The organism is Streptomyces sp. NPDC048521 (genome assembly GCF_043199855.1).
In the GTDB taxonomy this organism is placed as follows: Bacteria; Actinomycetota; Actinomycetes; order Streptomycetales; family Streptomycetaceae; genus Streptomyces.
The window spans coordinates 267,605-280,755 of sequence record NZ_JBICWR010000011.1 but is presented as its reverse complement, the minus strand read 5'-3'; the positions used below and the strand labels follow the sequence as shown (position 1 = coordinate 280,755).

Here is a 13,151-nt window from a genome sequence, read left to right as displayed (position 1 = left end):
TGGGGGCCGATGCCCGCTTGCTCGCGGCGCGGCGCGGCGTGCAGCGCCCGATCAGTGTCCGGGAACCGACATTGCTCACACATCCGTCGAATGACTGCGTCACCGGCGCCAGGGCGGCTTCCGTCTCTGGGTCGGACGACTGTCCGGCTCCGTCCCCTGGCGGCCCGTGCGCCACACCATGCGGTCACCGGCCAGGTGCGCACCGGTGGTCACGGTCGACCGGGCGACGGTCAGCGCTCGGTGGCGGGCTCTGCCGTGGCGGTGTCCGCGGCGGGAGTGCGGTCGGCGGGCGGAGCGGCGGCGGGGATCCCGTCCGCGGTGTCCTCCTCGCGCATCGCCCGGGCCTCGCTCTTGAGGATGCGCATCGAGCGGCCCAGACCGCGGGCGGCGTCGGGGAGTTTCTTCGACCCGAACAGCAGGATGAGAACGGCCGCCACGATGAGCAGGTGCCAGGGTTCCAGTCCGTTGCGAAGCATTGCGCAGTCTCCTTGGGTCAGGCCGTCAGGCCAGTGATGTCGTCCGGACCGGCCGTTTCGCGGAGGCCGGCCTCGGCACGGTCACCACGGCCGGACCTCCGGACGGCCAGGTACAAAGCGGAACACATATGTGTCTTTCACGCAATGCCGACAAGGTAGCAGGTGTGGGGTCGAGGGCCGGTAAGTGCTCGACGGCGCACTGGACCGTGCGGCGTCTCACACCCGTGCCGCCGCCGTCAGATCCAGGTGTCGAGCCACATCCTGGAGTGCCAGTCGGCGTACGGGATCGTCTGCCCGGTGTAGATCGGGAAGAAGTAGATGAAGTTCCAGGCGATGAGCAGGACAAGCACGCCCGCGGCCACCGCGCCCACGATGCGGCGCCTGTCGTCCGCGCCCGGCGGACCCAGCAAGGCCCCCACCATCATCGTCACGGCCAGGCACAGGTACGGCACGAGGACGACCGCGTAGAAGGAGAAGATCGTGCGGTCCTGGTAGAGGAACCACGGCAGATAACCGGCACCCACCGCGCACAGGATGGCGCCGGCCCGCCAGTCGCGGCGCAGCGCCCATCGGTAGAGCAGGTACACGAGGGCGCAGCAGGCCGACCACCACAGGAGTGGGGTGCCGAGGGCGAGGACCGTCTGTGAGCAGTCGGCCGCCGTGTGGCAGCCGTCCTGTCCGGATTTCGGCGACTGGTAGTGGAACAGCACGGGGCGGCCCAGGACCAGCCAGCTCCAGGGGTTGGACTCGTACGTGTGGGGAGAGTGCAGTCCCACGTTGAACTGGTAGACCCCGTACTCGTAGTGCCACCAGCTGCGCAGCGGAGCGGGGATCCATGACCAGGTGCCGCCGCGGCCGTCGGCCCAGTGGCGTCCGTAGCCGTCGTCGGACAGGAACCAGCCGGTCCAGGTCACCAGATAGGTCACGACAGCGACCGGGACCAGGGACAGGACCGACCAGCCGAGGTCCTTGCGCAGCACCGCCCGGTACGGGCGGAGGGCCCCGGCGACGCGGCGGGCGCCGACGTCCCACAGCACCGTCAGGATCACGAAGAAGGCCAGGACGTACAGTCCGTTCCATTTGGTGGAAGCCGCCAGTCCCAGGGCGAGGCCGGCGGCGAGCCGCCAGGGACGGGCCCCTGTCCCGGCACGGTCACCGGTGCGCGCGTCCGGGCGCGCACGACCGTCCGCGCCGACCGGTAAGGCGGCCGCGAGCCGGGCTCGTGCGTGGTCGCGGTCGATCAGCAGGCATCCGAACGCCGCCAGGACGAAGAACATGACGACGAGGTCCAGCAGCGCGCTGCGGCTCATCACCACGTGCAGACCGTCCATCGCCATCAGCGCGCCGGCCAGACAGCCCAGCAGGGTCGAACGGAACAGGCGGCGTCCTATCCGGCACAGCATGAGCACCGACACGGTGCCCAGGGCCGCCGTCATGAAGCGCCAGCCGAACGGGTCCAGGCCGAACATCCACTCACCGAGGGCGATCACCCACTTGCCCGTCGGCGGGTGCGCGACGAAGGCCCCGGTGTCGGAGAGCGGGATCACCTGGGGGTGCGCGAGGATCTGCGGGTCGGAGATCTTGCGGTCCGGCCAGGTGCCCTCGTAGCCGAGGTGCAGCAGGGACCAGGCGTCCTTGGCATAGTAGGTCTCGTCGAAGACGAGGTCCCGCGGCCGGCCGAGGTGCCAGAAGCGGATCGCCCCCGCCAGGACGGCGACGAGTACCGGCCCCAGCCAGTCCATCACCTTCGCGACGCGGTACACCCGTGCCGGATCGACACGTGTGAACTCCCACAGACGGACCGGCGGCCGCGGAAAGGGCGGAACGAGACGCTCGCGGGTGTCAGCCCCCGAGCGTGCTACGTATCCGAATCGGCGAAGCCGTTCCTGCCAGTCTCCGGGCTCCGTCGTCGGACGGGCGCCGTCGAGGGAACGGGTCGCGTTGCTTTGCTGCACTGCTCTCGACCTTTTTCCTTTCCGTGTCGCTGTGCCACTGATGATGCTGCTCGGGTCGAGCGGGTTCCATGGTTCGGTGGTGTGAAGTGGCCACGTCGCGCCTGGCCGGACTCCGACTGGTGCCCTATGTCCGAGTCGTGGCTGAACGTCGGGGGTGTGCGAGTGAACTGTCCGATGCCCCGCGGGGCGTCGGTGGAGCCGGTGCTGGTGGCCGGCGCGTCGAGTGCCCCTGCCCCGGAAGCATCCTCCCCTTCTTCGGCGGCGGCGACCAACCTCCACTCCAGCGACCCTCGAGGCTCGGTGAGGCCACCGCGAAGCTGCTCGCCGCGGAGGGCGCGGCGATCGTGGTGCACGGCCCGGGACAAGGACCGTAGGGAGAAGGTCGCGCGGGAGATCCGCGAGACCGGCGGGACCGGCGGGACCGCCACCACGGTCCTGGGCGACCTGGCCGACGACGAGGCGCCGCCGCCGAGGTCGCCCGGGCGGCCACCGCCGACGGCCCCGTCGACATCCTCGTCGACAACGCCGGCTTCTACCGGCACCTGACCACGGCGGCGAGGATCGCCTCGCGTCTCGCGGCGCCGTCGCGTTCACGGGCGGGACCGGCGCCCCCGGCCACGGCCGCACGTCCTGCGCTCCGACACGTGCCGCAGCCCGTGATCGCTGTCGGTCGGTGGTCACCTCTCGGCGCGGTGGGCCGTTCTCGTCTCCGGCTGTGCCACGGCCTGTGCCTTGGCTCGCATCTGGGCGGCGCGGGCGACACGGAGAGCACTGAACAGCTCGGCTGCCCGGGTCCAGCTTGCCCGTGCCTGCTCCGCGTCCCCCCGTTCCAGCTGGGCGGACGCGAGATGGTCCCACACCTCGGCAGCGCCGTAATCGTCGAACACTTCATCGAAGAGCCGCAGCGACTTCTCGTAGGCGGCGACGGCGGCATCGAGATCGCCCAGTCCATGCCAGGCGTATCCGATGGTGCTCCATAGGTCCGCCTCGAGACGGCGCTCCCCGGCCTCCTGCAGTATGGGCAGTGCCTCCTCACACGTGGCGATGGACTCCCGGTACTCGCCGAGTGCGGCAAGGGACCAGCCCACGAAGCCGAGCGCACGTCCGATCTTGTCGGGTTGTCGGAGGCCGCGGTAGATCATCAGGGCGTTGCGCCCATGCTCAAGAGCCTCACTGAAGCGTCGCTGCTGCTCCCGCAGCCAGGCGAGGTTCAACTCGGCACGGGCGCGGTGTGGGTCGGACAGCCGGTGCATGTGTGTGAACATCACCTTGATCGGCTCGTTAGCTTCGTCGTGGTTGCCCGTCTCGATCAAGGCACGTGCCAGGTTCGCGCCGGCTCTCACCATGGCAATCGGATCGTCGAGCGCGCCGGCCGCGTCCAGTGCGATGCGTTCGGCCGTGATCTCCTCCGTCCAGCGGCCCACGACCGTGTTGTAGCCCACCCATTCCAGCACGAGGTCGACACAGTGCCGCAGCAGCCGGGGGTCCTGGACGACGCGCAGGACGGCGGTCGTGGTCGACTCCTCCTGCCGGTACCAGTCGAGCGCTTCCTCACGGCTGTCGACCGGGACGTGTACGACACCCTCGGCCGCGGGACCGGGCGGGTCGGCCTTGTACCTGGACACATACTGTCCGGCCGTGTACGCGTTGTGCCGCAGATAGTCCATGAGGCGGATCTCGGCGGCCAAGCGGTCGTCGCGCTCCTTCTCGACGAGTTCGATGCCGTACGCGCGGACCAGGTCGTGCAGGACGTAGCGGCCGTCGGCGTCACGGGAGAGCAGGCTGGCGGAGGTGAGTGCGCGCAGATGCCGCCGGACCCGCGCCGGTCGTGTGCCGACGAGCGAGGCCGCGGCCTCGAGCGATGCCGCCGGCCCGGGGTGCAGGGCCAGGTGCCGGAACACCCGTGCCGTCTCGGCGTCGAGGGCCCGGTACGACCAGGAGAAGACGGCCCGGACATCGGCCCGACGGTCGCCGGTCGACAGAGCGTCCAGCCGGGCTTCTTCCAGTTCGCGCGCGGCAAGCCGCAGGGGCATCTCGGGTGTCGCACTCAGCTGCGCGCCCACCACGGCGACCGCCAGCGGCAGGTACCCGCACAGCTCCGCCAGGCCGGCGGCGGCCGCCGACTCGGCCCGGCACCGCTCCTCGCCGATCCGCGCGGCCAGCGCAGCGAGCGCCTCCTGCCTCGTCCACACGTCCAGGCTGATCAGTGAGGCCCCCTCACCCGCCGCCAGTCCGGCCAGCCGGTTGCGCGAGGTGATGATCGTCAGACAGCCCGCGGTATGCGGCAGAAGGGGCCTGATCTGCTCCTCGTCGTGCGCGTTGTCGAGTACGACGATCAGTCGCCGGGACGCCGTCTGTTCCCGGAAGAGCACGCTGCGTTCGGCGGTGCCACGCGGCAGATCACCGCTGGGCACACCCAGCGCTCTGAGAAACCCGCCCAGAGCCTCTCCGGGGTCCAGGGGCTGCTCGGAGTCCTCGAATCCGCGCAGGTTCACATACAGCTGACCGTCCGGGAAACGGTCGGCCACCTGGTGTGCCCAGTGGACCGCGAGTGTCGTCTTGCCGATGCCCGCCATACCGACGATCGCCGAGACGACCGCATGCCCGTCCAGCCCGGGAACCGGCGACATGACATCGCCGACCCTCGCCAGCGCATCCTCCCGACCGCAGAACACGGCCAGATCGGGTGGCAGTTGCCGCGGCACCTGCTGGGTGCGGCGCGCGGACGCGCGCACCAGCCGACGCCGATCGGCCTCGTCCAGCTCCAGGGCGTCCATCAACTCGCCCAGCGTCGCCTGCCGCGGCAGGCTCTTCCCCCGCTCCATGTCGCTGATGGCCCGCACACTCACACCGGACGCCTCGGCGAGACTCTCCAACGTGAGCAGCGAACGCTGCCGGGCCTCACGCAACAACCGACCGAACGTAGCCTTGTTGTCCATTCTCACCCCAGGCTGTGGCCTTGCGCTCCGGCCGCGGGTCGGTGCCGGCGCCTCGGACGACCGCAAAAGTAGCAGGGCCGGATGGGTCGGCGACAAGGCCGTCTCGACGGGTGGGCCGTGAACCGCCCGGCCGGACGCGCCCGGTCGCCCACACCGGCTCCGTGCCCGCCCGGTGTCCGCTTTCACGAGAGAACGACGGGCCAGGGGTACCGGTGAGCTGCATACGTAGTGAGAAGGCGGAGGTGTCGGCTCGTTCGCGGACAACGGGCAGGCGCGCGCCGCAGTCACCGGCCATGCGAAGCCGCGTGCGGGAAACCCGTTCCGTCCCGTACGCGGGGGCGAGCGTGCTGGGACCACTGCCGCGGGCCCAGCACGGCGCGCGCGGCGGCCGGGGCCTGTGCCGGGGGCGGCGGGGTGCCTGGCTGGTCCCCGGCGGCCGGTTCGTCGTCCGTGTGCTTCAGGAGGCGCTGTTGCGCAGTTCGGCCAGTGCGGCCTCGGTCAGGTGCCGGGGTGCGGTCTCGGAGTGGGGGTCGACGAGGACCACCGTGCAGGGGGCGCTGTGGCTGAGGGCGGTGGTGAAGCTGCCGTCGGCGAACTGGGCGAGGGGACCGCGGGGCGAGCGGCCGACAGCGACGGTCCGCGCGTGGACGTCGGCGGCGTGCCGGGCCAGGACGCGCCCGGCGGCGGCGCGGTCGCCGACGCTGGTCAGGATCTGTCCGGTGGCCGTGACGCCCCGGGCGGCGAGGCGGTCCAGGTGGGCGGTGACGGCCGCGCGGGCCTGCTCGTGGGTCTCGGTGTCGGCGGCCTGCTCCTCGACCACCGCCGTCAGCTGGACGTGGACGACCTCGAGCGGGCTGCCCGTGTCCCGGGCGAGGCGGGCGGCGGCGTCGACGACGGCCGGGGCCTGGTCGTGGGCGCCGACGGCGACGATGACCGGCGGGGCGTCGCTTGCGGCCGGAGTGCCGACCGGGGTGAGCGAGGGCGCCACCGGCTCGCCGTCACCGGTGTCCGCCTCCGCCTCGCGCAGCAGCCGGTGGCCGCTGGCCAGGACGGGTATCGCGAGCAGGAAGGTGGCGGCGCCGACGTAGAAGGGGACGCTCAGGTCGGTGGCGTCGGCGAGCTTTCCGGCGGCGTAGGGGGCCAGGCCGCCGCCGATGAAGCGCAGGAAGCCGTAGGCGGAGGAGGCGACGGGGCGCTCGACGGGAGAGACGAGCATGACCGCCTGGGTGGTGAGGGTGTTGTTGATGCCGATGAAGGCGCCGCTGACGATGACGGCCACGATCACCACGGCGGGCGTGTCGACGCCGGCGGCGATGACGGCCATCGCGATGCTCAGGCCGAGCAGGTTGGCGTACAGCACGAGAGCCGTGCCGTAACGGGCTTGCAGGCGCGGGGCGAAGAACACGCTGAAGGCGGCGACCAGCAGTCCCCAGCCGGTGAAGACCAGCCCGAGCTGGTGGGCGCTCAGCTCCATCGGGTACGGGGCGTAGCCCAGCATGGTGAAGAAGCCCCAGTTGTACAGCAGCGCCATGATGCCCATGGTCAGCAGACCGCGGTGGCGCAGCGCCTTGAGCGGTGCGAGCGGTGAGGAGGGGCGGGCCGGTTTGGGCAGGGACGGGACGAAGGCGAGCGTGGCGACGAACGCGAGGGCCATGAGGACGGCCACGCCGAAGAACGGGCCACGCCAGCTGATGGCGCCCAACTCACCGCCGAGCAGGGGGCCGACGGCGATGCCGAGGCCGAGCGCGGTCTCGTAGAGGATGATCGCGCCGCCGAAGCCGCCACTCGCGGAGGCGACGATGACGGCCAGCGACGTGGCGATGAACAGGGCGTTGCCCAGTCCCCAGCCGGCCCGGAAGCCGACGATGCCGTTGATGGAGCCGGAGGCCCCGGCCAGGGCGGCGAAGACGACGATGACGCCGAGTCCGGTCAGCAGGGTGCGCTTGGCCCCGATGCGGCTGGACACCCAGCCCACGACCAGCATGGCGACGGCCGTCACGATCAGGTAGCTGCTGAACAGCAGGGAGACCTGACTGGGCGTCGCGTGCAGGCTCTCGGCCAGGGCGGGCAGGATCGGGTCGACCAGGCCGATGCCCATGAACGAGATCACACAGGCGAAGGCCACGGCCCAGACGGCCTTCGGCTGCCTGAACGAACTGGCCGCCTCGGAATGTGGTGCGCTCATGTATCTCTCCACCTCGGCAAACAGGTACGGGAACGTGGGGACGGGCACGCGCCGCGTCAGGAGCGGGTCTCGCGGGCGGTGCGAGCCTCGATGGCGCGGGACAGGGCGGGGAGCGCGATGCGGACCGCCTGTTGTTCCTGCTCCGTGAGCTCGTGGATGAGCAGGTCCAGCGCGTGTGCGCGCTCCGCCCGCCGTCGGTGGAACACCTCGATGCCCGTGTCGGTGACCTCCACCAGCACACCTCGGCCGTCACGCGCGTCGGCGGTGCGCCGTACCAGGCCCGCCTTTTCCATGCGGGTGACCAGCTGGGTCATGTTGGGCTGGGACACACCCTCGGCCCGCGCCAGTTCGGTCAGCCGGCAGGCTCCCTCGCGGGTCAGGCGGCTCAGGACCAGCGACGACGCGGCGCTCAGACCGCCGGCGGTCGCACTCTTGCGGATGTGGCGGAGCATGTGCTCCAAGGCGATGGTCAGGCCCTCGACAGGCTCACCAGTCTCCGTGTCCGGCTTATCCATAACCGCATTATGCAGTTACGTGTACTGTGAAACAAGTGGGCGCCGGGACGTGGCGGGTTCTCGGCACATGTCGGCCGAGGTGGCGCCCCGGGGCCGGATGGCGGTCCCCCTGCTGCCGGCTGACACGAGAAGGCCCCGCTCTGCGCGGAGCAGAGCGGGGCCCACCGAGACGAGGCTCGACGAGGTGCGGGCGAATCTGCGGCAGCAGCTCGTGTGGCCTCCGGCGCAGTGTCCGCCAGGCGGCCACCGCCCTGGTGGGTCACACCGACGGGGCGGGGAGCCGCGGCACAGCGACCACGGGAGAGTGCGTTACAGGCTGACCACCCGGTAGCTCAGCATCTCCCAGGGAAGGTCCCACTGAGCCAGCGAGCCGGTGCCATAGGGCCACCGGGCGGTGCAGTCGGGCCCGGAGTAGAGCAGGAGGGCCGCGGAGCCGGAAACGATCGTGACCGAAGCGGCCGGCTCCGACAACGTGTGACATGTGCCGATGTCGTTCAGGTCGACGGTGGTCTCCGTGCCCGTTCCGGTGGGACCCGAGTAGAGGTACGCGCCTTCCTTCAGAGGGGGCCAGTCGGTCGCGTGCGCCGCTCCGGTGTTGAGGCCGATCAGGGCCGCGGCCATGGCCGCGGCAGCCGCTGCGCTGCGGAGTCTCGCCCTGGGGCTGAACATGCCACCCACCTTTCCTGTGTCGCGGCGACGTTTCAGAAGGCGTCGCCACCACTCGTTGGGTTCAAATGCAGGGACAGCAGAATCTTGCACGTTCAACCATGCGTTGGGGAGAGCGGAACTAGCCACACCTTCACATGACGTATGCCGAAGGGAGCACGTGCCGCCCCACCAGACCCGGCCGGCCGGGAATCGGCGCCGGTGTGCAGGTCTACCAGGCGTGAAGCGGCCCGGAGGCCTCACGTCCTGTCGGAAACTCGACCCCTGAGGTGGTCGATCAGGATGTCCAGCACTGCTTCGAGGTGTGCGCTGTCGCCGGTCGACCTGAGTATCTGGACACCGCCCTGGATCCCGGCGATGAACGCTGCAGCGGCCCGGTCCGCGTCGAGTGCCGGGTCGACGAGCCCGTCGGCCTGCATCGTGATGATCCCCTGGCGGATGAGCCGCTGCCAGCGGGTGAGCAGTGACGCGGCCACTTCGGCGGCGCCCGGTGTGCTGCCCACCTGGTCCATGAGGTGGGCGAGCGGACAGTGCGCCCCCTGCGCCCGGTAGCGTGCCACCAGGGCGTCCCGCCAGCCAGACCAGGCCTCCCAGGAACCGAGGAGGTCGATGTGCGGCTGCTGGTCGGTGATGACGCGATCAGCCTCGAACTGGGCGACGGCGAGCAGGATCTCCTCCTTGCCGCCGGGAAAGTAGTGGAACAACTGTCCTTTGCTGGTTCCCGTGATCGCCCTGATGTCGTCCAGCGTCACGGTCCCGGGGGCTTCGCTGCGCAGGTGTGCCGACGCGCCCTCGATGATGCGCTGCCGGGTAGCACGGCCCTTCGCAGTGAGCCGGCTCTCCCCATTCCGTGCCATGCCTGCAGGCTACCTGTCTCATGGAGCACCTGGTCCGGCCAAGGCCTGCGCATCGGCCCCTTCAGCCGTCTCTACGGCCCCTGGGGCGCCGAACTTCTTGGACTTGCCGGTCCAAAAAATGCGCCCTACGCTCACAGTCGTCACGCAGTCGGGCCGCTGCGCCGAAGACGCGGCACGAGCCTCTTCGCCGACAAACCCGAGACACAGAGTCCCTTCCGATCCGAGGGACCCTCCGAAGCACTCGCCGGCCGACCGGCGACCGTACCGACAGAAAGAGGTGTGCACCATGCGTGCTGTGGCGGTGGAACAGCTGGGCGGGCCGGAAGTGCTCCAGCTGAAGGAATGGCCCGACCCCCAGCCCAAGCCGGGTGAGCTGGTGGTGGACATCGACTTCGCCGGTATCAACTTCATGGACACCGGCACCCGTGCCGGATTCTCGGTACCCGGCGACCTGCCCTTCGTCCCTGGTGTCGAGGGCGCCGGCCGGGTCACCGCCGTCGGCGAGGGCGTCAGCGGTTTCGCGATCGGCGACCGGGTGGCCTGGGTCTCGGTCTACGGCAGCTACGCCGAGAAGATCGCGGTCCCCGCCGACATGGTCGTCCCTGTCCCGGACGACATCCCGAGCGACATCGCCGCCGCGACGATGATGCAGGGACTCACCGCACACCACTTCGTCACGGAGTCCGCGCCCCTGGCCGAGGGCGAGACCGCCCTCGTGCACTCCGCCGCCGGAGGTGTGGGTCGCATCGTCACCCAGCTGCTCAAACTGCGCGGCGTACGGGTGATCGGCCTGGTCTCCCGTGAGGAGAAGGTGCCGGCCGCGAAGGCAGCGGGTGCGGACGAGGTCCTCGTCTCCTCCGGCGGCGACTTCGTGGACCGGGTCAAGAACCTGACGGACGGCGAGGGCGTGCACGCGGTCTTCGACGGCGGGGGTGCCACCACGTTCCGGCCCTCGCTCGAGGTCCTGCGGAGGGTCGGCACGCTGGTCTACTACGGCCCGCTGATCGGCGACATCCCCACCGTGCGCATGCTCGACCTGCCCAGGAGCGTCAGGATCACCTACGCGGTGTACGCGGACCACATCCACAACCGGGAGCTGCTGCTCCGGCACACCGGAGATCTCTTCGGCAAGATCCGCGAGGGGAAGCTGCGGATCGACATCAGTGAGCGCTACCCGCTGGGCGCGGCCGCTCAGGCACACACGGACATCGAGTCGCGGCGTACCTCCGGCAAGCTGCTGCTCGACCCCAGCCGGTGACCCGGCCGCCCTCGGCCCAGCCCCCTGCCGGCCGCCGCCCTGTGCGCAGCCCCCTACCGGTCACACCTGGGGAGAGCCGGACGAAGCCGTACCGGTTGCCGCTGGACGACGGCGCCCGGGACGTCGTTCCGGGCTGACACGTGCCGTGACCCCGCCGCGCTGTGCGGCACGGAGGACCGACGGAAGGCCGGCCCTCCGTGGTCTCGCGCCGCACGGCTGCCGCCGCGGCCGGCGCGTTCGCGGATCAGTCGGCCAGCAGGTGGGTGCGACCGAACAGGGCGGCGGCCGACCGCGCGGTCGGCGTGCCGGAGTTCAGGTCCGCGCCGGCCTGCCGCAGTACCAGCACGACGTCGTCGGCGCCCTTGAACAGGGCACCGGCGATGGGCGACTGGTCACGGGCGTTGCGCAGGTCCGGGTCGGCACCGAGCGCGATCAGGGCCCGTACGGTGTCGGCGTGGCCGTGGTAGGCGGCGAGCATCAGAAGGGTGTTGCCGGCCGCGTCCACGGTGTCCACCGGGAGCCCGTGCTCCACGAAGTCCACCAGGGGTCCGGTGCTGCCCTCCCGGGCCAGGTCCATGGCGATGGCCATGACGCGGCGCGTCTGCTCAGGAGTCAGTCCACCGCTGGTCATGTGTCCTTCTCCGGATCGTGCGGGCACGGCTGTTCCTCGTGTCCGTGCGGCGGTCCGCGGTGTGCGGGTCCCGGCCCGGCGTGGGCGTGTTCCGTGCCCGCGCCGGGCCAGGTGGGGGCGTCTCGCGTGTGCCGTGGGGGGGCGAAGGGGTCAGAGGTCGCCGGCGGCCAGGGCCTCGACGGCCTTGCGGACGCCTTCGCCGTAGGCCGGGTCGGCCTGGGTGCAGTTGGCGATGTGCCGTTCGACGGTCCGCCGGGAGGCGCCGTCGATCGCACGGGCCGTGTTCTCGAAGAGGGCCTGCCGCTGCTCGGGGCTCATCAGGCGGAACAGATTGCCGGGCTGCTCGAAGTAGTTGTCGTCGTCGGCACGGAAGTCGAACCGGTCGGCGACGGCGCCCACGGCCTGGCTCGGCTCGCGGTAGGCGGGCTGTTCCTGCCAGCGTCCGTAGGAGTTGGGCTCGATGCCGGGGGTGGCTCCCTGGTTGCCGTCGACGCGCATGCCGCCGTCGCGGTGGTAGGAGTTCACCGGGTTCTTCGGGGCGTTGACGGGGATCTGGTGGTGGTTCACACCGAGGCGGTAGCGCTGGGCGTCACCGTAGGAGAAGAGGCGGCCCTGCAGCATCCTGTCGGGGGAGAAGCCGATGCCCGGAACCACGTTCGCCGGGCTGAAGGCGGCCTGCTCGACGTCCGCGAAGTAGTTGTCGGGGTTGCGGTCGAGTTCCCACTCGCCGACCTCGATCAGCGGGTAGTCCTTCTTCGACCAGACCTTGGTGAGGTCGAAGGGGTGGAAGCGGTAGCTCTCCGCGTCGGCCTCCGGCATGACCTGGATGAACAGCTTCCACTTCGGGAAGTCGCCGGCCTCGATCGCCTCGAAGAGGTCACGCTGGTGCGACTCGCGGTCCTTGCCGATGAGGGCCTCGGCCTCCGCGTCGGTGAGGTTCTTGATGCCCTGCTGGGTACGGTGGTGGAACTTGACCCAGAACCGTTCGCCCTCGGCATTGACCAGGCTGTAGGTGTGCGAGCCGAAGCCGTGCATGTGCCGGTAGGAGGCGGGGATGCCCCGGTCGGACATCACGATGGTGACCTGGTGCAGGGATTCGGGGAGGTTGGTCCAGAAGTCCCAGTTGTTCTCGGGGTCGCGCAGGTTGGTGCGCGGGTCGCGCTTCACCGCGTGGTTGAGGTCGGGGAACTTCAGCGGGTCGCGGAAGAAGAACACCGGGGTGTTGTTGCCGACCAGGTCCCAATTGCCTTCGTCCGTGTAGAACTTCAGGGCGAAGCCGCGGATGTCACGCTCGGCGTCGGCCGCGCCGCGCTCGCCCGCGACCGTGGAGAAGCGGGCGAACAGCGCGGTCTTCTTGCCGACTTCGGAGAAGATCTTCGCGCTCGTGTACCGCGTGATGTCGTGGGTCACCGTGAAGGTCCCGAAGGCGCCCGAGCCCTTGGCGTGCATACGGCGCTCCGGAATCACCTCGCGGTCGAAGTGAGCGAGCTTCTCCAGGAACCACACGTCCTGCAGGAGCATCGGGCCACGCGGACCGGACGTCAGGGAGTTCTGGTTGTCGGGAACCGGTGCACCGGCAGCCGTGGTCAACGGCCTCTGGTTGTTCTCGGGCAAAGCTCGCTCCTCGTTGAGTGGTCCCTCACATGTGTTCAACGCCTGGCGCCAGGCC

The 13,151-nt window shown here is 70.4% G+C and carries 10 protein-coding genes; 1 reads left to right on the top strand and 9 read right to left on the bottom strand.

The window, feature by feature from the left end; all coding sequences use genetic code 11:
* Positions 1-230: 230 nt before the first annotated feature.
* From tatA to ACGFRF_RS25555, 7 genes are all read right to left on the bottom strand, one after another.
* Positions 231-476 carry a Sec-independent protein translocase subunit TatA gene (gene tatA / locus ACGFRF_RS25585; RefSeq protein ID WP_393743632.1) on the bottom strand — a complete coding sequence of 82 codons (246 nt, stop codon included), beginning with the start codon at positions 474-476 and terminating at the stop codon, positions 231-233.
* Positions 477-712: 236 nt separating this feature from the next.
* Positions 713-2,431 carry a dolichyl-phosphate-mannose--protein mannosyltransferase gene (locus ACGFRF_RS25580; protein ID WP_393743630.1) on the bottom strand — a complete coding sequence of 573 codons (1,719 nt, stop codon included), beginning with the start codon at positions 2,429-2,431 and terminating at the stop codon, positions 713-715.
* A 677-nt stretch (positions 2,432-3,108) separates the two neighbouring features.
* The gene (locus tag ACGFRF_RS25575) at positions 3,109-5,370 is read right to left on the bottom strand and encodes an ATP-binding protein (RefSeq protein ID WP_393743628.1); all 2,262 of its coding nucleotides are present in this window, start codon (positions 5,368-5,370) and stop codon (positions 3,109-3,111) included.
* Positions 5,371-5,827: 457 nt separating this feature from the next.
* Entirely contained in the window at positions 5,828-7,555 is a 1,728-nt protein-coding gene (locus ACGFRF_RS25570) for an MFS transporter (RefSeq protein WP_393743626.1), read from the bottom strand.
* Between the two features lie 56 nt (positions 7,556-7,611).
* A complete protein-coding gene (locus tag ACGFRF_RS25565; protein ID WP_393743624.1) occupies positions 7,612-8,070 on the bottom strand; it encodes a MarR family winged helix-turn-helix transcriptional regulator in 459 nt (152 codons plus the stop codon).
* Positions 8,071-8,379: 309 nt separating this feature from the next.
* Positions 8,380-8,739, bottom strand: coding sequence for a hypothetical protein (locus ACGFRF_RS25560; RefSeq protein ID WP_393743622.1), 360 nt, complete (start codon positions 8,737-8,739; stop codon positions 8,380-8,382).
* A 236-nt stretch (positions 8,740-8,975) separates the two neighbouring features.
* The gene (locus ACGFRF_RS25555; protein ID WP_393743621.1) at positions 8,976-9,593 is read right to left on the bottom strand and encodes a TetR/AcrR family transcriptional regulator; all 618 of its coding nucleotides are present in this window, start codon (positions 9,591-9,593) and stop codon (positions 8,976-8,978) included.
* Positions 9,594-9,879: 286 nt separating this feature from the next.
* Here ACGFRF_RS25555 and ACGFRF_RS25550 point away from each other — a divergent pair, with 286 nt between their 5' ends.
* Positions 9,880-10,851 carry a quinone oxidoreductase family protein gene (locus ACGFRF_RS25550; protein ID WP_393743620.1) on the top strand — a complete coding sequence of 324 codons (972 nt, stop codon included), beginning with the start codon at positions 9,880-9,882 and terminating at the stop codon, positions 10,849-10,851.
* Between the two features lie 244 nt (positions 10,852-11,095).
* On the opposite strand, the gene ACGFRF_RS25545 is transcribed toward ACGFRF_RS25550, so the two are convergent.
* Complete coding sequence (locus ACGFRF_RS25545) at positions 11,096-11,482, bottom strand: ankyrin repeat domain-containing protein (protein ID WP_393743619.1); 387 nt, start codon at positions 11,480-11,482, stop codon at positions 11,096-11,098.
* Between the two features lie 150 nt (positions 11,483-11,632).
* On the bottom strand, positions 11,633-13,096 hold the full coding sequence (locus ACGFRF_RS25540) for a catalase (protein WP_393743617.1): 1,464 nt from the start codon (positions 13,094-13,096) through the stop codon (positions 11,633-11,635).
* Positions 13,097-13,151: the final 55 nt, after the last annotated feature.

Bases quoted from the DNA above. Each gene is read 5' to 3' on its own strand.
- ACGFRF_RS25545 (WP_393743619.1), bottom strand. From the start codon at position 11,482: ATGACCAGCGGTGGACTGACTCCTGAGCAGACGCGCCGCGTCATGGCC.
- ACGFRF_RS25565 (WP_393743624.1), bottom strand. From the start codon at position 8,070: ATGGATAAGCCGGACACGGAGACTGGTGAGCCTGTCGAGGGCCTGACC.
- ACGFRF_RS25560 (WP_393743622.1), bottom strand. From the start codon at position 8,739: ATGTTCAGCCCCAGGGCGAGACTCCGCAGCGCAGCGGCTGCCGCGGCC.
- tatA (WP_393743632.1), bottom strand. From the start codon at position 476: ATGCTTCGCAACGGACTGGAACCCTGGCACCTGCTCATCGTGGCGGCC.
- ACGFRF_RS25570 (WP_393743626.1), bottom strand. From the start codon at position 7,555: ATGAGCGCACCACATTCCGAGGCGGCCAGTTCGTTCAGGCAGCCGAAG.
- ACGFRF_RS25575 (WP_393743628.1), bottom strand. From the start codon at position 5,370: ATGGACAACAAGGCTACGTTCGGTCGGTTGTTGCGTGAGGCCCGGCAG.
- ACGFRF_RS25555 (WP_393743621.1), bottom strand. From the start codon at position 9,593: ATGGCACGGAATGGGGAGAGCCGGCTCACTGCGAAGGGCCGTGCTACC.
- ACGFRF_RS25550 (WP_393743620.1), top strand. From the start codon at position 9,880: ATGCGTGCTGTGGCGGTGGAACAGCTGGGCGGGCCGGAAGTGCTCCAG.